Origin of the sequence: Marinilactibacillus psychrotolerans, assembly GCF_900101525.1 — a bacterium.
In the GTDB taxonomy this organism is placed as follows: Bacteria; Bacillota; Bacilli; order Lactobacillales; family Carnobacteriaceae_A; genus Marinilactibacillus; species Marinilactibacillus psychrotolerans.
In genome coordinates this window covers 1-20,295 of the sequence record NZ_FMZD01000008.1, presented here as the reverse complement: position 1 = coordinate 20,295, position 20,295 = coordinate 1, and the positions used below count along the sequence as shown (strand labels likewise).

The window sequence follows — 20,295 nt, the reverse complement described above, 5'->3', positions numbered from 1 at the left end:
AAGACAGTTTATATTTTCCGGAATTATAAAGCGTAATCACGAATCGCTTTAGCAACGCCGTTTTCAGCATTTGAAGTCGTGAAAACATCTGCTACTTCTTTTAATCCATCTCTTGCATTTTCCATCGCTACCCCGGTCCCGGCATATTCAATCATATGCACATCATTTCCACCATCGCCGATAGCCATAACTCGTTCTCTAGGGATATCTAAGCTATTCGCTAAGTCTTCAAGTGCAATCCCTTTATTAGCTTTTTTATTTAGAAATTCTAAGAAGAAAGGCTCACTCCGCAAGATTGTATATTGTTCCCATAATTCTTTTGGAAGTTTCGCGATAGCGGCCTCTAAAAGATGTTCATCATCAATCATCATCATTTTATTATAACCTTTTTCTTTCTCCATGTCCTCAGGCGCACTATAGAATAGAGGAACTTCGTTGATAAAAGATTCTAGTACTGAATATTTTCCAATATCTTTGTTTGGAGTGTAAATGCCATCGTTTCGAATAGCGTGAAAGTGAACACCGGTTTCTCTAGCTGAGCTTTCAAGTGTCAGGTAATCTTTATGATCCATAGTATGATGGGAAATAATTTCTTCTGTATCTGTTTTTTGAACGAGAGCCCCATTATAAGTAATGACATAGTCACCTGAATTTTTAAGATCTAATTCTTCTAAATAAGATAGGACACCAGGATAAGGACGTCCGGTGCATAAAACAATTTTTATGCCAGCCATTTTTGCTTCATGAATGGCCGCTTTGACTTCGTCTGTTACTTTTCGTTCTGGGTTTAAAAGGGTACCATCCATATCAATTGCGATTAACTCTATCTTCATGCGTTATTCAGTCTCCACTTCTAGTTTTTATTTGGATTTTTAATCCGGTCATTCACGATATATTTCTGAAATTCGTCATAATCTTCCTGGAACATACTGACCTCTTTATTTTTTTGATTGTTTTCCAGGAATTCTTTCGGTACATACAAGCGATGATCTCCGTGGAGATTTCCGCTAAGCGATTTTACAATCGGGCTGGCTTCGCTTAATTCAATAAGGGATCCGTCAGCCTGCATCAAATGAATAGGTGTCTTGCTTTTCAACTTATAATCATAGGGTAAATCTGAACTGCTGTTGATTCTAGTAAATAGTTCTTTGTCATATTTTAAATTACCAACAATGTCTCGTAATTTTTCAATTATGGGTTCATCTCGTCCTTTATCGTAAGCAACTGATTTAAAGGGTCTTCGATTTAAAAACATTGTTGAAAGTTCACTTAGATAAGCGTCATCACTAGTCGTCCATAAATTAATCGCAGTTTGCAATACACTATCGTCTAATCTAAGATAATCTTCAATTGTGTAGTCGTCTTTAAAAAATGGATCCAAAAGTGAAAAATGGGGATACAGCTTCTCTTCTTGATATAAAAATTTAGCCCGATAAAGTAATCGATCTAATGTTACTTCCATCCCTCGAGAAGCTGGATGAAAATACACTTGCATATACATTTGGAAGCGGCTGACAATATAATCTTCTACGGCATGCATTCCTTGATACTGAAAAGCAATCCCGTTCTCATAAGGGCGGATCACACGTAAGATCCTTGATAAGTCAAAAGCACCGTACGTTGCACCGGTAAAGAAAGCATCGCGCTGCAAATAGTCCATTCTGTCAGCGTCTATTTGACTGGAAATCAGTTGCACCACTTGAGGATTTTCATGTTCTTTAGTGATTACGCTAGCTACTTGGTTCGGAAAATCAGGAGAAACACGGCTTAAAACTTCATGAATCTCTGTCTCTTCGGATAAAATGATATCAGTTGTAAATTTTTCGTGATCAGAACCAATAATTTTTTCGAAAGTATGTGAAAAAGGACCATGACCCAAATCGTGCAATAAAGCAGCACATAGAGTGACTAAGCGCATATTGGGGTCCCATTCATCGGAATAATTACGCTCGAACATATCTACAATCTTACGAGTAATCTCGTATACTCCAAGTGAATGAGAAAAGCGAGAATGTTCAGCGCCATGGAATGTGAATTGAGCAGTACCTAATTGCTTGATGCGACGTAAACGCTGAAATTCTTTAGTATCGATTAAATCAAGTATAATCCGGTGTCTAACATGGATATAATCATGTACAGGATCTTTGAAAACTTTCTCAAAAGGCAAGCGGTCGATTCGTTCGAATTTATCTGCACTCATATCATTCTGCTGTCGCTACTAAACCTCCAATTGATTTAAAAGATGTAGTATGCTGGTACGACTGGCAGACAACTCCTCTCTATTGTTCAGCAAAGTTTATTGTCTTCGTAATGTTTTTCATAGTAATTTTTCATTGCGCTTTTTCATTTTCTTCATTCCAATATCATAACTCTGGTGGATCAATTCTGTATAAACTCCAGCACTCAATTGTGCATTATTCATTTTCTGCAAGGTTAGAGTAATGTTGTGTTTAACTTGTGGAAGGGTAAAAGGAATAGCAAAAGCTTCTTCTAAAGTTGTCATGGAATTTGGGTTAATAGTTGGAAAGTCCCATTTTGTTTTTGTTCCGTCTAATCCTTGTTGATAAAAGTTCCGAATTAATGCTCCTCTATTAGCTTGGTCTCCATTAACACTGATATAGATCATAATAGCAATACCGCCTTTAATTCGTCGTTGAGAAATTCCAGCTATCTTTCTACCGTCAATACTTAAATCATACTCACCAGGGCAATAAGAATCAGCTATTTCAGCAGCATCAATTGATTTTCCATAATCTTTGAAAGTCTCCGCAATCAAGTAATGCATCCGCCGGTATCCTTCATCAATAGATATACGCTGCTCTTCTTCAGGGAAAATGAGAGATAGATTAAGGATCCCAGGATCACTCACCACAGCTAATCCGCCAGAATTTCTAACAACATACTCATAATGAGCGTCTCCTAGAACAGATAAAGCGGGTTCGAAAAATGGTAACTTTGTATCCATCATGCCTAAAATCACTAATGGATCCGTAGACCAAAAATGAAGAATGGGTTGTTTCACAGCAACAGAATATTCAATAAAGGCATCTGTTAAGGCGAAAGGCGATAACGATGTTAATGTAAAGGGTGCTGACTTTGAATCATATAATAAAAAGGGTGCTTGAGTAGGAATAGGTATTTCATTTAAGGAAGTCATATCAAATCTTCTTTCGCTAGTCTTTGTTTTCTATAATATTCAGTATAACAAAGAATGGTTTTTTTGCCTATATTACAATAAAGAAAAGGAAGTGTGAGACGTTCTAGTAATTTTATGATAAACTAAAGCGTATAGAATGAATGATTTAACTGCATATAAAAATATAAATATTGAAAGGAGATTCAGCTGTGCCTTCAAAAGAATTAGCGAACGGAATGCCTGCAGAAGTGGTTATGGAAACATCATATGTTCAAAATGAAGAAACGCATCATCATGTATTCGAAGAAAAAGGGCGCGTTATTTATATGAACAATAGTTATTATATAAGATATGAAGAAAGTCATCTGAATGAATCTGCAGTTCCTGTCACAGTCAAAATCAATCCTAACGGAGTAGTCAATTTAATTCGCAGAGGAGAAAATATGACGCGTCTGACATTTAGCAGCGATGAAATAACGGAAACACAATATAAAACGCCTGCGGGTATCATGCCGATTCGTATCGAAACACAAGATCTTAAAGTTAGTTACTATGATCGTCCTTTTGCTGGAAGGGTGGCTGTTGATTACAGACTACATTTTAATGGAGAACTTTTAGGTTCTTATCAAATTAGATTGCGTTTTACAACTTGATAAGGTAGTATAAATTAGATGCCGTAAAAGCAATTAAAAAAATCAGATAGTATATTTCGGTTATCAGGAATAAATAAGTGTTATGATTGAATAGGAGTAAAGATCAGAAAGGTCGTGTGGGTTTTGGAACTCAAACAATTCGATGGACAATCAAAAGATGAACTAGCGATGGTAGATGTAGCGCATGCTATATTAGAACAAACTGGAGAAGTAACAAATTATAATGATTTATTAGTGCAAGTTGCTGAGTACCTAGAATTAAGTGACAATGAATTAGAAACAGAAATGATCCAATTTTACACGGACTTAAACATTGATGGGCGTTTTATTTCTTTAGGAACTAATCGTTGGGGACTGCGTGGCTGGTATCCGATCGATTCAATTGATGAAGAAATTACCCATGACAATGATGAAGAAGATGAAAAACCACGCCGTAAAGACTATCAAGGATTCGATGATGTTGATGTTGAAGAATTAGAAGATGAAGAAGAGGAAGACGGAGTTGACTACGGAGAACGTGTAGCTGTTGATGAGCATGGCGTAATGGTAGACGATGAAGATGAAGAAGACCTTGGGGAATATAAAGAAGATTTAGAAGATTTAGGCGATGAAGATGAAGAAGATGAGAATATCGTAGGCCTAACAGTAGTGGATGATGACGATGTTTTAAGTGATGATGAGGAAGAAGACGAATAATCCTCAAGTAAATAATCAAATATAAAATAAATACAAAGGCTGGGTTCGAGAAAATAAATCCTTGACGAACACACCAGAAATCTATATTATATTTATTGGGCACCCTAAGAGGTTGAACAGTAAACTTTTAAGAAAGTTTACTGTCATCCATTCTATAGGGCAGAGCGGAACACTTATATATAAAGCTCCCTATTCTACTAAAGAATAGGGAGCTTTCTATTTTTTGGAGTAAATACTCTGTAGTGAGAAAATAGGTTAGTAATTTGAGAATCTAATTAACTACAGAGAAGGCCTGCACTGAACTTTCCCAACAGAAAAAACACAGGAGGATTTTTTTATGACAAAATATATTTTTGTAACAGGTGGGGTAGTTTCTTCAATCGGAAAAGGAATTGCAGCAGCATCTCTAGGACGGTTATTAAAAAACAGAGGTTTGAAAGTAACGATTCAAAAATTTGATCCTTACATCAATGTAGATCCGGGAACAATGAGTCCTTATCAACACGGAGAAGTTTTTGTAACAGATGATGGTGCAGAAACAGACTTAGATCTAGGACACTATGAGCGGTTTATCGATATTAATCTAAACCAATATTCTAATGTAACCACAGGGAAAGTTTATTCAGAAGTGTTGAATAAAGAAAGACGCGGCGATTATCTAGGAGCAACTGTCCAGGTTATTCCTCACATCACAAATGAAATCAAACAGAAAATCATGCGTGCAGCCCAGACTACAGATTCAGATGTCATCATTACTGAAGTTGGTGGGACAGTTGGAGATATTGAATCTCTTCCATTTCTTGAAGCACTTCGTCAGATGAAGAGTGAAGTAGGGTCTGATAATGTAATGTATATTCACACGACGCTGATTCCTTATCTAAAAGCGGCTGGAGAAATGAAGACTAAACCTACTCAACACAGTGTTAAAGAACTACGTAGTTTAGGAATTCAGCCTAATTTACTGATTGTTAGAACTGAATATCCATTAGATCAACATACAAAAGATAAATTGGCTTTATTTACCGATGTCGATCCTAAAGCAGTTATAGAATCACTAGATGTAGAAACGTTATATACTATCCCATTGAATCTACAAAAACAGCACATGGATCAGATTGTAGTAGATCATTTGAAGCTAGATGTTCCAGAAGCTGATATGACAGAGTGGAAAAAATTAGAAGAAAAAGTTCAAAACTTAAAATATTCAACTAAAATTGCTATCGTAGGAAAGTATGTTGAACTTCCAGATGCTTATTTATCAGTTGTTGAAGCGTTGAAGCATGCTGGGTACGCAGTGGATTCTGATATCGAAATCAAATGGATTAATGCAGAAAAATTAGCCCCTTCTGAATTGATGAGTAAACTTCAAGATGTTGATGGAATTTTAGTACCCGGAGGATTTGGTTCGAGAGGACTTGAAGGGAAATTATTAGCGATTCAATATGCAAGAGAAAATAAAGTACCTTATTTTGGAATTTGTTTAGGTATGCAGCTAGCTACAATAGAATATGCTCGAAATGTTGCGAAAATCGAAGGAGCAGGTTCTGCGGAAGTTGATCCGGATATTGAGCATAATATCATTGATTTAATGCCGGATCAGAAAGATGTTGTAGAAATGGGTGGAACACTAAGGTTAGGCCTTTACCCATGTAAGTTAGAAAGAAATACCGTAACTGCTGAAGCATATGGAAATCAGGAAGTAGTTCAAGAACGTCACAGACATCGTTATGAATTTAACAATGAATATAGAGAGATTCTTGAAACTAATGGACTTGTCTTCTCAGGGGTATCTCCAGACAATCGCTTAGTAGAAGTTGTTGAGATTACTGATCACCCGTTCTTTGTAGGATGTCAGTTCCATCCAGAATTCATTTCAAGGCCGGACCGTCCACAACCGCTATTTGCAGCATTTGTTGCAAAATCTTTACAGAAAAATCGTAACAAATAAATATAGTGTCGTGAGGAAGTAGAAAAAAGCTAATTAAATCAAAAAAAATAATGGATTGAAATCATAAAATCGATTTCAATCCATTTTCTACAGATTTGACTAGTTTTATTTGTGAATTTTGTATATAATAAAGTGGAAACCGATAGTAAACTCTCGGTTTAAAAGTGCGAAAAATTTAAGGAGGAAATATTGCATGACTCGTTTAGTAAGTATGACAGAAATGTTGAACAAAGCCTTAGAAGGAAAGTATGCTGTAGGACAATTCAACATTAACAACTTAGAATGGATTCAAGCTATTCTAACAGCAGCTCAAGAAGAAAAATCTCCAGTAATTTTAGGAGTTTCAGAAGGAGCAGCTAAATACATGGGTGGGTTTTCAGTTGTAACAGCCATGGTAAATGCTTTGATGGAAGAAATGGACATCACTGTACCAGTAGCGGTACATTTGGACCACGGCTCTTCACTTGAAACATGTACCGCAGCAATCAATGCTGGATTTTCTTCAGTAATGATCGACAACTCTAAATTCCCAATTGACGAAAATATTGAAGCAACCAGAAAAGTTGTTGAATATGCACACTCAAAAGGTGTTTCTGTTGAAGCGGAAGTGGGTTCTGTTGGCGGAACTGAGGACGGAATTACTGGTGGCGTAATGTACGCAGATCCTGAAGAATGTAACCGTATGGTAACTGAAGCTAAAATTGATGCTTTAGCAGCTGCGTTAGGATCAGTTCACGGAGACTATGATGGAGAACCTAAATTAGGATTCGATGAAATGAAAGAAATTTCTGAGTTAACTGGTGCTCCTTTAGTATTACACGGTGGATCTGGTATTCCAACTCACCAAATCAAAAAAGCAATCGAATTTGGTCATACTAAAATTAACGTTAATACTGAATTACAACAAGTATGGACTAAACGTACTCGTGAAGTTCTTGCTAACAATGATAAAGTTTATGATCCTCGTAAAGTTATCGGACCTGGTAAAGAAAATATCACTGCAACAACTAAAGCTAAAATGCAAGAATTTGGATCTTCTAACCAAGCATAATTATGCCTAATAGAACTAATAATAGGACGACGCCTGATATTTTCAGGCGTCGTTTTACATAGGAATGAAAACTTAGTTGAAGAAGGCTATCATTCTTACTTTTAATATTGTAATATAAAGGCTTATTGTTTATACTTATTTGTGTTTAAAACTATGAAAAAGCAAAGGGGATTGCTTTGAAAAAATTATCAACTAAAGACCTTGTACAGATTGCTGTGCTAACTTCTATGCTTTCTGTTGCATCTGTTTTTGTCATTCCGATTGGTCCTATACCCATTACTTTACAAGTTTTCTTTTTTCTATTAATTCCAGCTTTAATGGGCAGATATAAAGGGGCTTTAACAATTTTACTTTACATGCTTCTAGGGCTAATTGGTTTTCCAGTATTTGCAGGAGGGTCTGGTGGATTCCAGAGTGTTTTATCTCCAGCTTTTGGATACATTATTGGAGCTGTTTTAGTCAGTCTAGTTGTAGGAAGGTTACACGAAAAAAGAGTATCAAGTATGGAAGTAATCAGTACAATGATAGTAGGAATCTTATTGTTGTATGTTGTAGGAATAACTTATCAGTACGTCATTATGAATGTTTATTTACAGACCCCTATAACGTGGCAGGCTATTATTTTAACGAACATTACCACATTTTTACCCATTGACATGGTTAAAGCATTTGCAGCGGGTATAGTTTGCCGCCGACTTGAAGCGGTCTTAATTCGTACAGCTTAAATCTATCGAGTGTATCATTAAGAGCACAGTAAAAAAATATTTTTTTAAAAGAGAGGTTTAATAGAAGTTATTATGAAGAAAATAATAATCAATGGTGGAGAACCATTAACGGGCGAAGTGACTATCTCAGGAGCTAAAAATAGTGCAGTTGCGTTGATACCTGCAGCAATATTAGCAGATTCTCCTGTTACACTAGAGGGTGTTCCGGATATTCAAGATGTACATTCTCTTATTGAGATTCTCAATGAAATGCGCGTTAAAACAGAATTTGATGGATCTACATTAGTCATTGATCCTTCAGAAATGGTATCAATTCCCATGCCTAACGGAAAAATAAAAAGTCTCCGGGCTTCTTACTATTTTATGGGGGCTTTATTGACTAAGTTTGGGCAAGGAGTAGTCGGTTTACCTGGAGGATGTTTTCTGGGGCCGAGACCAATTGATCAGCATTTAAAAGGTTTCCGAGCGTTAGGTGCTTCTGTTGAGAATGAAATGGGCGCGATGTATTTAAAAACACAAGAAGAAGGCTTAACTGCGTCAAGAATCTATTTTGACGTAGTTTCTATTGGAGCGACGATCAATGTTATGCTTGCTGCTGTTAAAGCAAAAGGCAAAACAATCATAGAGAATGCTGCGCGTGAACCAGAGATTATTGATATCGCAACGCTCCTGAATAACATGGGTGCTAAGATTCGAGGCGCTGGTACAGATATTATTCGAATCGATGGTGTGGAAAAAATGCATGGATGTCGACACACTGTAATTCCAGATCGCATCGAAGCTGGAACTTATTTAATTATGGCAGCAGCTGCAGGTGAGAATGTATTAGTGAAGAATGTAATTGTAGAACATATGGAAGGTCTAATCGCAAAAATGGAAGAGATGGGCGTACCAATGGAAATTGGGGAAGACTCTGTGCGTATTACTAAACCAATCCAAAAATTAAAAGGGGTCTCTATCAAGACGCTCCCTTATCCAGGATTTGCAACAGATTTACAACAACCCTTTACACCACTTTTAATGATGGCGGAAGGCGAATCAATGATTGTAGATACAATCTATCCTAAAAGAGTTAAGCATATCCCGGAATTAAATCGAATGGGCGCAAAGGCACGGATTACGAGTGATACTATCCTAATTGAAGGGAATCATACATTAGATGGTGCTGAAGTGGTCGCTAGTGACTTGAGAGCAGGAGCGTGTCTGATGATCGCAGGTTTGATTGCTAAAGGGAAAACGGAAATTACGGGAGTCGAAAATATCCTACGAGGTTATTCTCATATAGTTGAAAAAGTGACAGCTTTAGGAGCAGATATTCGAATGGAAGAAGTTCCGGAAACAGAATAAAGAAAATAAATGGATGAATAGGAGAAACAGTAGTGGCAAACTTTTTAACGTTTGACGATTTGCAAAAAAAGACATTAAAAGAAATCTATGAACTTGCTAAAAACCTTAAAATTCCATATTATAGCCAGATGAATAAAAAAGAACTATCTTTGGCAGTTCTTCGAGTCCAAGAAGAAAAACAAGGTTATTTTCAAGTCTCGGGTGTGCTAGACAAAATTTATAATCAAGACTTTGGCTTTTTACGCCCAATTAATTATTCTCATAGTAATGAAGATATTTACATTTCAGCTTCGCAGATGACACGTTTTGGATTGAGAAATGGAGATAAAATAACAGGAACAGCTAGACCTCCTAAATCAGGAGAGCGTTATTACGGGTTGATGAATGTCCGCCAAGTAAATGGAAAAGATCCAGAAGAAGCACGGGAGAGACCTCATTTTCCAGCGTTAACACCCTTATACCCTAATAGACAAATTCAACTTGAATCTTCCCCAAATGAACTTTCCGCACGTATACTAGACCTGATTGCACCAATAGGATTCGGTCAGCGTGGGTTGATCGTAGCTCCCCCTAAAGTAGGTAAAACAACAATATTAAAAGAGATTGCAAATGGAATCAAACAAAACCATCCTGAGGTTGAACTGATTGTCTTGCTTATAGATGAACGTCCCGAAGAAGTAACGGACCTTGAAAGAAGCATCGATGGAGAAGTTGTGCACTCAACCTTTGACCAACAACCGCAGAATCATGTAAAAGTAAGTGAACTAGTGCTGGAACGTGCTAGACGCTTAGTTGAAGATAAGCGGGATGTAGTAATCTTGATGGATAGTATTACAAGATTAGCTCGAGCATACAATTTAGTAGAACAGCCAAGCGGTCGTACGTTGAGTGGAGGGATTGACCCTGCTGCTTTATATCGACCTAAACGTTTCTTTGGATCAGCAAGAAATGTAGAAGAAGGTGGTAGTTTGACCATTGTTGCTACAGCATTAGTTGATACCGGTAGCCGAATGGATGATGTAATTTACGAAGAATTCAAAGGCACAGGGAACATGGAACTTCATCTTTCAAGAGACCTCGCGGAACGCAGAATCTTCCCAGCAATCGATATCAAACGCTCCAGTACACGTAAGGAAGAAATGCTTCTATCTAAAGAACAGTATGAAGCTGTTTATAAGTTGCGTCGAGGTATGAGAAATGATTCTTTAGAATATACTGATCAATTTATCAAAACCTTACGAAGATATAAAAAGAATGAAGAATTTGTACAAAAGATGTTAAAACAAAAATAAAGTTCTACTTAAAAGTAAACATTCAGTCAGATGTAAAAAGAAAATCTACTAAAGGATGTAGAAAAGCATTGCAAGCACTTTTTAATCATGCTATGATAAGTAGTGTTGCACATAACTTAAAAAGTAGCGTAAATTACCTGCTTTTGCTAGGGTAGACATCGTAAAACTAAGGTTTATGATAAAAGACAACTATGAAATCGTATAGATTTTATGGCATAAGGAGTGAAAAGAATATGAAACAAGAAATCCATCCAAAATATCATCAAGTCGTATTTATGGACACTACTACAGGATTCAAATTCTTGTCAGGTTCAACTAAAGCATCTAATGAAACAGTTGAATGGGAAGACGGAAATGAATATCCATTAATTCGTATGGAAATTTCTTCTGATTCTCATCCGTTCTATACTGGTCGTCAAAAATTTGCACAAGCAGATGGACGTATCGATCGTTTCAACAAGAAATACAATTTGGGAGAAAACGAATAGTTTGTTCCCTAAGAAAAGCTCTGGGTATCCAGGGCTTTTCTTTTTTTACTTAAATCTAAAAGATTTACATAACCTAGTATAGTTTTAGTTGTTTAAGCAAGGTTTTGTTGCTAAAATAATCGATAGAGTATCTTACCAGAATTATATGCAAATCATACTAAAACAAGGGCAATGTAAAGGAGAAAATAGAATGAATATCTTTTTAGTTTACGGAGGAAAAAGTGCAGAACATGATGTATCAATTTTATCTGCCTATTCAATTTTAAAAGAAATTTATTACAATTACTATACTGTGACTCCCGTCTACATCACGCGTGAAGGAAAGTGGCTGAAAGGCAACGAAATAACGGATCCCAGCCAAGTAAATAGTTCTCAGGAACTGATTTTAGAAGATATTGGGGAAGGTCTTCATTTTTCTGATATTCCAAAAGAAAATACGATTGTATTTCCTGTATTGCATGGACCAAACGGAGAAGATGGTACGGTTCAAGGGCTGTTAGAAATGCTTGAAATTCCATATGTGGGTGCAGGTGTTTTGGCAAGTGCTACTGGAATGGATAAAATTATCAGTAAAATTTTATTCAAAGAAGCGGGCTTGCCAATCGTTCCTTATTTCCAAGTGAAAGTAATAGACTGGCATGTAAACCAAGAGATGGTTATAAGCGAAGCGGAAAGTACTCTGTCTTATCCTATGTTTGTAAAGCCTTCTAATATGGGTTCGAGTGTAGGGATTTCTGAAGCGAAAGATCGTAATGAACTAGTAGAGGCTATTGCAAAAGCTTTTGAGTATGATCGTCGTGTGTTGATTGAACAAGGGATACAAGCTCGTGAAATAGAAGTAGCCGTACTTGGGAATGAAGATATTAACACTTCCGTTCCAGGAGAACTTGTCAAAGAGCAACAGTTCTATGATTATGAATCCAAATATATATCAAATGAAGTTGTTCCACAGATTCCAGCAGAATTATCAGAAAAAACGACAAAAACTTTACGAGAATACGCTGCAAAAGCTTTTATGGCAATCGACGGAAACGGGCTAACACGAGTAGATTTCTTTTTGACGGAAAATAATGAAATCTATATCAACGAAGTAAACACATTCCCGGGATTTACAAACTATAGTATGTATCCTAGGTTATGGGAAAAAACAGGATTAGCATACGGAGACTTAATTGAAGAAATGATCCAATTAGGATTACGCAGATTTAAAACTAGACAAAATCAATCTTTGAAAGATAGATAGCATTAGTTATCAAGGTTAACGGAGAGAAAAAAATGACAAAATGGACATTAAATGAGATAGCAGAGGCAACAGATGGAGTCATCTATGATGCTGAGAATCAAGGAGTTAGTATTTCTAACATTTCTTTTGATTCTAGAAACCTTTCAGAGGGCAGCTTGTTTGTACCGCTAATAGCCGAACGAAATGGGCATGAATATATTGATAGTGCAATTCAAAACGGTGCTAGTGCAGCTTTTTGGAGCGAAGATATAGAAAAAGCACCAAAGAATTTTCCGATTATTCAAGTGAAGGATACCTTGCAGGCTCTACAGCAATTTGCAAAATGGTATCTAAAAAAAGTGAATCCTAAAGTAGTTGGGATAACAGGGAGTAATGGGAAGACAACCACTAAAGATATGACGGATGCAGTACTTTCAGCTAAATATAAGACTCATAAAACAGTAGGTAATTTTAATAACCATATTGGGTTACCTTATACAATTCTGGAAATGCCAGCAGATACTGAAGCAATAATTTTAGAAATGGGTATGAGTCAGGCAGATGAAATTCGAGTTTTGTCTATTTTAGCTGAACCTAATGTAGCGGTAATCACTATGATTGGGGAGTCGCATATTGAATTCTTTGGTTCGAGAAATGGAATTGCGGATGCAAAAATGGAAATAATAGACGGGTTAAAACCTGGCGGAGTATTGATTTATCCTGGAGAAGAACCGTTACTTGTAGAACGGACAGCTGGATTGCCCAAAGAAAGTATTCGAACATTCGGTAGAACGGATAAAGAAAAGTTGTATGCTACAGATATTGAAGTGAAGAGTCGTTCTACTTCATTCTCAATTAACCTTAAACCGGAATTGACTATTACTCTTCCAATACCTGGTGAATACAACGTTCAAAATGCTTTAGCTGCAATCTTAGTGGGGATAGAATTTGGAATCTCAATTGAAGCAAGTGCTGAAAAATTAGAACAATTTCAATTAACAAAAAACCGGCTTGAATGGATTGAAGGCTTTAATGGTGCTCAACTTTTAAATGATGCCTACAATGCGAGTCCTTCTTCGATGAAAGCTGTATTAAATTATTTTTCTTCAATCGAAACAACAGGGGCAAAAATAGTCGTTTTAGGAGATATCTTAGAATTGGGACAATTAAGTGAAGAGTTGCATCGTAGTGTAGCAGCTTCTATCGATGCAAATTCTATTGACCACCTAGTTCTTTACGGAGAAAAGATGGGAATAGTTTATGAAGAAGTGAAAGATTCCTTTAACCCTGAAAAAATCAGACATTTTTTAAACGATAAAAAACCAATGGTTGATTATTTAAGAAAAACCATTCAAAGTAAAGATGTCGTTTTGCTGAAATCTAGCTTAGGGACAAATATCTTAGAGGTTGTTGAGAAATTAAAGAAATAAATATTGATATAAAACGTATTCATTTTGAATATGGTTAGAATAAGTTGAAAATAAAGATTATGCATGCTATGATGTCTGTTGAACAATGGTTCGATATTGTTTATTTTATCTTTAACTTAAAATATTTAAAGATAGAACACAGATAATAAAATATGAGTCAAGAAGAATTTAAAGCCCTGGTGTGTCGCATCGCGCGTTTCGGATACGAACAGTAGGGTATTTATATGAAAAAGAAACGACGAACTATCTTCAATAGTTATTGAGGTGATAAGTTTCTTTTAAGTAGTGCCTACTTATTGAGTTGAATTTAAACTCTTGTAAAAGCATTACTCCTTGGCTCCAAGACAAATAGAAGCCAAGGAAAATAATAGGAGGAATTTTTTTTTGAAATTTAACGAATTGAACATTGCACCAGAAATACTAAAATCAGTAGAACGAATGGGCTTTGAAGAAACAACGCCAATTCAGGAACTAACAATACCTTTAGCATTAGAAGGTAAAGATGTTATCGGACAAGCACAAACAGGTACAGGAAAAACGGCAGCGTTTGGTCTGCCAATGTTACAAAAAATTGATCCAAGCAACCGCAATGTCCAAGGACTTGTTATTGCACCGACTCGTGAGCTAGCTATTCAGACACAAGAAGAAATATTTCGTTTAAGTAAAGATAAACGTGTACGTGTAACTTGTGTTTATGGTGGAGCGGATATCAGAAGACAGATCAAACAAATTCAAGGTGGCGCACAAATTGTTGTGGGAACTCCTGGACGTTTGTTAGATCATATCAGACGTAAAACATTAAAATTGGATAAAGTTGAAACCTTAGTGTTAGATGAAGCAGACGAAATGTTGAATATGGGATTTATTGAAGACATCGAGTCTATTATTAAAGAAGTACCGAGTGGACGTCAAACTTTACTTTTTTCTGCAACAATGCCGACACCGATTAAACGAATTGCTGAACGTTTCATGAAATCTCCTGAAACTGTTAAAATCAAGACAAAAACGCTATCAGCAGCAACGATAGAACAATTTTATACAAAAGCACGTGATAATGAAAAATTTGATGTATTAACTCGTCTAATTGACGTACAGAATCCTACTTCTGCAATTATCTTTGGTAGAACTAAACGTCGTGTTGATGAATTAGCTAAAGGCCTAGAGATGCGCGGCTATCAGGCGGAAGGTATCCACGGAGACCTTTCACAAAGTAAACGTATGAGTGTCTTAAGTGATTTTAAAAAAGGGAAAATGGATATTCTTGTTGCAACAGATGTAGCTGCCCGTGGACTAGACGTTACTGGCTTAACACATGTGTACAACTATGATATTCCTCAAGATCCTGAAAGTTATGTTCATCGTATCGGAAGAACAGGACGTGCTGGTGAAAAAGGTGTATCTGTAACGTTTGTAACGCCTCAAGAGATGGGGTATTTACGTACGATCGAAAACCTTACTAAACAGGAAATAAGCTCACTTCGTCCACCTACAAATGATGAAGCGTTAGAAAGTCAGCTAGAGTCTGCGATGGATGACATTAGAAAAACAATTACTGAGAATGGTCTAGATAAATACCATACTGCAGCTGAAAAGCTATTAAGTGCGTATTCTTCAGAAGATATTGCAGCAGCATTGGTTAAATCTATGGTTAAAGATCCGACAGACGTACCTGTAACGATCACTCCACAAAGACCCTTACCATCTAAAGACCGCAAGCGTAAAGGCGGAAATAGCGGTGGCGGCAGAGGCGGAAACCGAAGAAATAGTAACCGTAGTGGCAGCAGTAATAATAAACGTAGTGGTAACAGACGCGGCGACAGCAAAGGCCGTCGAGACAATTATCGTAAAAAAGATAGTAAATAGGTATTAATTTAAAAGGGGTCCATTAATAGTGGGTCCCTTTTTTAATATTATGTAATAAACCCTGTATAAGTTATAAAAAAAGTATAGTTGAAGAATAAAAAATGCTTATGTAGATAAAGTACATAAATTACAAGTAAGTAACAGCACCGCCTTATATATGACTTTTTATAATGATTCTGGTAATATGGATTTTAAGCAATTAGCAGTGTGGAACCACTGTGTAACCATTGATGCAAAAAGAGGGAATTCTATGATTGTAGGAATAGGGTTAGATGTGGTAGATATTGTAAGAATAAAAAAAGCTTGTGAACGAAGAAGAGGGTTCCCAGAACGAGTTCTCACTAATAAGGAATTTCTTATTTATCAAAAGTTGACAGGTAAGCGCAAAGAAGAATTCTTGGCTGGGCGTTTTTCAGCAAAAGAAGCTTTTTCAAAAGCACTGGGAACAGGAATAGGAAAAGTAAAGTTTCATGATATTGAGATTCTCAATGACCAGTTTGGGAAACCGGAAATAAAAAAAGCGCCATTTGAAGGTAATGCCTGGGTTTCTATTACGCATACTGATTCAATAGCGGCAGCCCAAGTTGTATTAGAAAATTAATAACAGAAATACCTTTGTTTTACATTATTGGTCATAATTTCGTCACAGATCAACTTGTAAGACCTGTTTTAATAATCGTTCTTTCATGATAAACTTGTCTATAAGATAAAACTTTGCACGATTCGATTCTAGATGAATCCAACATACTTGATGTAAGCCAAGTGTTTGCTTAATCTCTATTAAATGTAGGGAATAGGTTAATCTTGGAAGTTTGTAGATAAGCGATAATCTTTTGGAGGGCACAGTCATGGATGAACAGCGCAACAAGAAAATGATTATTGAATTAGATCAATCAGTTTATGAAGATTTAGTAGAATTTTGTGTTGAAACAAACATGGATGAATCTCAGCTAATGTCTGAAATGGTAAAGTATTGCTTAAAGGAAAGTATGAATAAAATGGATGTCATGCGGAAAGGATATGTAGAAATGGCAAACATCAATTTAGAGATATGCTCTGAATTTGATTGTTGTGACAGTGAAGCCCATTCTTATATCTAAGGAAAGTAACGTGCGAAGCTGGAAAAAGTTATTGAAGATTCGGACGAAACGAACCATATTCCACAGGGCAAATTCGAGGAGAAAAAGCCTATGGTTAAGCGGGGAGATATTTTTTATGCGGATCTATCACCGGTTGTTGGGTCGGAACAAGGCGGAATGAGGCCTGTCTTGATTATTCAGAACAACGTCGGTAATAAGTATAGTCCGACTGTTATCGTTGCAGCAATTACAACGAAGATTCAAAAAGGTAAAATGCCTACACACGTAGAGGTAGGAGCAGATCAGGGACTTGAGAAAAATTCTGTTGTGCTCTTGGAACAAATACGCACAATAGATAAACAGCGTCTACGGGATAAAGTTACACATTTACATGCAGAAACTATGGATGCGATAGATGAAGCATTGTCGATTAGCGTAGGTTTATCTAATAAATACAAACATATTTAGTAGTAGTTAAGCCAATTTACTTAGTGAAAAGGGTGGGGTCCGCTTTATAAGGCTCTATCCTTTTTTTTGTGTAACAGAGTTTGAATATGGAATGTCCTTTTTTAAAATGATATTGCAACTTATATCGAAAACATGATACACTACTTTCGTTGTACATCAACCGTGGTTCGAAAGTGCCAACCCACGTTATCAAAAACTAGGAGGAAAAGAATTGAAATTAAAACAATGGGTACTAAATGCAATTATTGGGTCGTTATATATTATTATCACTTTTGTCATTGCTCCATTAGGGTATGGAGCAATTCAACTGCGTTTGTCAGAAATGCTTAACCATTTAGTCGTATTTAATAAAAAGTATGCATATGGTTTGAGTATTGGGGTTGTCTTGGCAAATGTATTGATATCTCCATATGGGATAATTGATTGGATATTAGGAGGAGGACATACTATTCTCTCTCTAATTGTAGTGATGTTTATAACGAAAAATATGGCCTCAATCAAAAAGAAAATGTTGATTAATACAATAGTGTTTTCTGTTTTTAGTTTTATAATTGCTATACTGCTCATTATTTCAGGAGCAACAAAAGAAGCTTTTTGGGTAACTTATATAACTTTATTTATCAGTCAATTTATTACAATGGCTATTGGAATACCAGTTATGCTCTTCCTGGATAGCAAAATAGATTTTAATGCACAAATGGAAAAATAAGAAGTATAAATCAGCATAAAAGAAGGCAGTTCCCATTACAACTTTGTAATGGGAACTGCCTTCTTGATAGAGTAATTCAATTAATCATTATGAAGATTTTCAACCCCTACGACTTTGAATCCCTTACGTTCTAGATGATTTGTGACTTCATCTAATGTTCTTTTTGATATATTGGGCTCTAGAGTCATAATTGTACGACGGACCATCTTGTCCCGTTTAATATCTAAAGTAATACAACTCATAATTGAACAGTACCGATTAATAATTTTAGAAATTGCAGTAAGATCTCCTTTTTGTCCTGGAGAAGCAATGGTTAATACATAACTACCCTGATCAATACTCCAAGACTGCTGCAGCAAATCAATAATAGAACTATGAGTCAAAATCCCATAGAAATGATTGTTTTCATCAAGAACAGTAATATATGGCAAATCTTTGATCATAAAAAAAATCTTAAAAAATGAAGAATTCATATGAATATACTTTGTAGCATTTTTTAAAAGATGGGTAACAGGGAGGTTCATGTCTCCGCCATTAGCTTTGTGACGATAGATATGCATTTTATAGATATTGCCGCGAAATATTTTTCCGCTTTCGTCCAATACAGGCACACATCTAAAGCCTGTTTCTTCTAATAGTTCAATCGATTCTTGCAAAGTTGCTTTTTCGGATATTGTATTTACTGCGCTTTTGGGGACCGTTAATTGTTTGATCAGCATTATTTATTTGCTCCTTCTCATTTTTTTATTCGTATTCTCACATATTTATTATACCAGATAATTGCTTGGAGAAATACAGGAATACATGTAAAATGTAAAGGGAATTCTTAATAAGAAAGTAGAGGTTAAATAGAATGCATAAAATAAATGAAATGATGGATCGTCCAGTCGTTTTAGACGAAGTCAGAACATTCCTGAGAACCGCTCAAAAACAATTAGATGGTAAACTAGGAGAAATTGAAAAAGAAGCAAATGATAATCGGGTACCAATTATTCCTCACGAAACAGTAACGTTTTTTATATGGCTTTTTGGTCAGATAAAACCTAAAGAAATTCTAGAAGTAGGAACAGCGATTGGATTTTCAGCTGGATTGATGACACAATATATGGATCAAGAAGGAAAGATCACTACAATTGAGCGTAATCCCACAATGATAGAAAAAGCTAAAGATAATTTTAAAACATTACAGATAGAAGATAAAGTAACGTTGTTAGAAGGGCAGGCGGATGAATGGCTAGAAAAATTGGAAAGTCATAAATATGATTTCATTTTTATGGACAGTGCTAAAGCAAAATATTATGATTTTTTCCCCAATTGCATGCGAATACTAAAGCAAAACGGTGTATTAGCAGTAGATGATGTCTTACAAGGAGGTACCATTCTAGAAGAAGAAAAAGATATTCCAAGGCGGAGAAGAAAAATCCATAAAAAATTGAATGCCTTTTTGAAAATTGTCATGGACCATCCAGCTTTAGAAACAACATTGTTACCTCTTGGAGATGGATTACTACTTATTACAAAAAAAGAAGAATTCGATTTTTCATATATGTATGAAACGTAAAAAAGAATAACAATTAAAAAAGGTTGTTGTATCAACCTTTTTTAATTGTTATCGAAAAATATTTCAAAAAATCAAAGAAAAATATTGACGTAACTAATAATAACTGGTAAAGTATTACTCGTTGCTGATAAATGAAACGCAAGCGAGATTTCTAATCTCAGATGCTGCTCGTAAATCAGTTGAAAAATATTTAAAAAAAGTTGTTGACATTATCGTTAAGATAATGTAACATAATATGAGTCGACAAGTTGAGTTGAAGTTTGCAAGAACCGCTTAACATGAAGGCTTGAACGATTGATCTTTGAAAACTGAACAAAGTAAAATTAACCAAATGTGCAGGGGTCTTCGATTCTTTATTGGATCAAGACAACTATCGGATGAACAAGGTTCATCCACAATTAATACAATGAGCTTTTCAAACTTAAAACGAGAGTTTGATCCTGGCTCAGGACGAACGCTGGCGGTATGCCTAATACATGCAAGTCGAACGATGAAATCCTCTGCTTGCAGAGGATGGATTAGTGGCGAACGGGTGAGTAACACGTGGGTAACCTGCCCATAAGAGGGGGATAACATTCGGAAACGGATGCTAATACCGCATATCTCTTCGAGACGCCTGTCTCTTAG

At 36.0% G+C, this 20,295-nt stretch carries 20 protein-coding genes and 1 rRNA gene; 17 read left to right on the top strand and 4 right to left on the bottom strand.

What is annotated here, in order from left to right:
• Window positions 1-23 precede the first annotated feature (23 nt).
• The 3 genes from yidA to BLT22_RS05740 all read right to left on the bottom strand — a co-directional run bounded on the left by yidA (window position 24) and on the right by BLT22_RS05740 (window position 3,157).
• On the bottom strand, window positions 24-833 hold the full coding sequence (gene yidA, locus BLT22_RS05750; RefSeq protein WP_091761538.1) for a sugar-phosphatase: 810 nt from the start codon (window positions 831-833) through the stop codon (window positions 24-26).
• A gap of 20 nt (window positions 834-853) precedes the next feature.
• Window positions 854-2,200, bottom strand: a complete 1,347-nt coding sequence (locus BLT22_RS05745; protein WP_087059956.1) for an HD domain-containing protein — start codon at window positions 2,198-2,200, stop codon at window positions 854-856.
• Between the two features lie 117 nt (window positions 2,201-2,317).
• Entirely contained in the window at window positions 2,318-3,157 is an 840-nt protein-coding gene (locus BLT22_RS05740; RefSeq protein ID WP_087059959.1) for a lipoate--protein ligase family protein, read from the bottom strand.
• A 188-nt stretch (window positions 3,158-3,345) separates the two neighbouring features.
• On the opposite strand from BLT22_RS05740, the gene BLT22_RS05735 reads away from it, so the two are divergent.
• The 15 genes from BLT22_RS05735 to BLT22_RS05665 all read left to right on the top strand — a co-directional run bounded on the left by BLT22_RS05735 (window position 3,346) and on the right by BLT22_RS05665 (window position 18,107).
• Window positions 3,346-3,789, top strand: a complete 444-nt coding sequence (locus tag BLT22_RS05735) for a YwiB family protein (RefSeq protein WP_087059960.1) — start codon at window positions 3,346-3,348, stop codon at window positions 3,787-3,789.
• A 114-nt stretch (window positions 3,790-3,903) separates the two neighbouring features.
• Window positions 3,904-4,485, top strand: a complete 582-nt coding sequence (gene rpoE / locus BLT22_RS05730; protein WP_307723883.1) for a DNA-directed RNA polymerase subunit delta — start codon at window positions 3,904-3,906, stop codon at window positions 4,483-4,485.
• A 337-nt stretch (window positions 4,486-4,822) separates the two neighbouring features.
• Window positions 4,823-6,433 (top strand): CTP synthase, encoded by a 1,611-nt coding sequence (gene pyrG / locus BLT22_RS05725; protein ID WP_091761536.1) that lies wholly within the window; start codon window positions 4,823-4,825, stop codon window positions 6,431-6,433.
• Between the two features lie 193 nt (window positions 6,434-6,626).
• Window positions 6,627-7,484 (top strand): class II fructose-1,6-bisphosphate aldolase, encoded by an 858-nt coding sequence (gene fba, locus BLT22_RS05720; protein WP_091761534.1) that lies wholly within the window; start codon window positions 6,627-6,629, stop codon window positions 7,482-7,484.
• A gap of 176 nt (window positions 7,485-7,660) precedes the next feature.
• Window positions 7,661-8,209, top strand: a complete 549-nt coding sequence (locus BLT22_RS05715) for a biotin transporter BioY (RefSeq protein ID WP_091761532.1) — start codon at window positions 7,661-7,663, stop codon at window positions 8,207-8,209.
• A 72-nt stretch (window positions 8,210-8,281) separates the two neighbouring features.
• Window positions 8,282-9,556 (top strand): UDP-N-acetylglucosamine 1-carboxyvinyltransferase, encoded by a 1,275-nt coding sequence (murA, locus tag BLT22_RS05710; RefSeq protein ID WP_091761530.1) that lies wholly within the window; start codon window positions 8,282-8,284, stop codon window positions 9,554-9,556.
• Window positions 9,557-9,588: 32 nt separating this feature from the next.
• Window positions 9,589-10,848, top strand: coding sequence for a transcription termination factor Rho (gene rho, locus BLT22_RS05705; RefSeq protein WP_091761528.1), 1,260 nt, complete (start codon window positions 9,589-9,591; stop codon window positions 10,846-10,848).
• A 233-nt stretch (window positions 10,849-11,081) separates the two neighbouring features.
• Window positions 11,082-11,336 (top strand): type B 50S ribosomal protein L31, encoded by a 255-nt coding sequence (locus BLT22_RS05700; protein ID WP_087059970.1) that lies wholly within the window; start codon window positions 11,082-11,084, stop codon window positions 11,334-11,336.
• A 190-nt stretch (window positions 11,337-11,526) separates the two neighbouring features.
• Entirely contained in the window at window positions 11,527-12,579 is a 1,053-nt protein-coding gene (locus tag BLT22_RS05695; RefSeq protein ID WP_087059972.1) for a D-alanine--D-alanine ligase, read from the top strand.
• Between the two features lie 32 nt (window positions 12,580-12,611).
• Window positions 12,612-13,988: a UDP-N-acetylmuramoyl-tripeptide--D-alanyl-D-alanine ligase gene (locus tag BLT22_RS05690; RefSeq protein WP_091761526.1), complete on the top strand. Its 1,377-nt coding sequence runs from the start codon at window positions 12,612-12,614 to the stop codon at window positions 13,986-13,988.
• Between the two features lie 384 nt (window positions 13,989-14,372).
• Window positions 14,373-15,851, top strand: coding sequence for a degradosome RNA helicase CshA (cshA, locus tag BLT22_RS05685; protein WP_087059976.1), 1,479 nt, complete (start codon window positions 14,373-14,375; stop codon window positions 15,849-15,851).
• A 250-nt stretch (window positions 15,852-16,101) separates the two neighbouring features.
• Window positions 16,102-16,452, top strand: coding sequence for a holo-ACP synthase (gene acpS, locus BLT22_RS05680; RefSeq protein WP_091761523.1), 351 nt, complete (start codon window positions 16,102-16,104; stop codon window positions 16,450-16,452).
• 247 nt (window positions 16,453-16,699) lie between these two features.
• Window positions 16,700-16,951: a hypothetical protein gene (locus BLT22_RS05675; RefSeq protein WP_091761521.1), complete on the top strand. Its 252-nt coding sequence runs from the start codon at window positions 16,700-16,702 to the stop codon at window positions 16,949-16,951.
• A 90-nt stretch (window positions 16,952-17,041) separates the two neighbouring features.
• On the top strand, window positions 17,042-17,398 hold the full coding sequence (locus BLT22_RS05670; protein WP_087059980.1) for a type II toxin-antitoxin system PemK/MazF family toxin: 357 nt from the start codon (window positions 17,042-17,044) through the stop codon (window positions 17,396-17,398).
• A 211-nt stretch (window positions 17,399-17,609) separates the two neighbouring features.
• Window positions 17,610-18,107 carry a QueT transporter family protein gene (locus BLT22_RS05665; RefSeq protein WP_091761519.1) on the top strand — a complete coding sequence of 166 codons (498 nt, stop codon included), beginning with the start codon at window positions 17,610-17,612 and terminating at the stop codon, window positions 18,105-18,107.
• An 80-nt stretch (window positions 18,108-18,187) separates the two neighbouring features.
• On the opposite strand, the gene cbpA is transcribed toward BLT22_RS05665, so the two are convergent.
• Entirely contained in the window at window positions 18,188-18,826 is a 639-nt protein-coding gene (gene cbpA / locus BLT22_RS05660) for a cyclic di-AMP binding protein CbpA (RefSeq protein ID WP_091761517.1), read from the bottom strand.
• 134 nt (window positions 18,827-18,960) lie between these two features.
• On the opposite strand from cbpA, the gene BLT22_RS05655 reads away from it, so the two are divergent.
• Both BLT22_RS05655 and BLT22_RS05650 read left to right on the top strand, forming a co-directional pair.
• Window positions 18,961-19,668, top strand: a complete 708-nt coding sequence (locus BLT22_RS05655) for an O-methyltransferase (protein WP_087059986.1) — start codon at window positions 18,961-18,963, stop codon at window positions 19,666-19,668.
• A 422-nt stretch (window positions 19,669-20,090) separates the two neighbouring features.
• Window positions 20,091-20,295, top strand: a 16S ribosomal RNA gene (locus BLT22_RS05650); the annotation flags it as partial.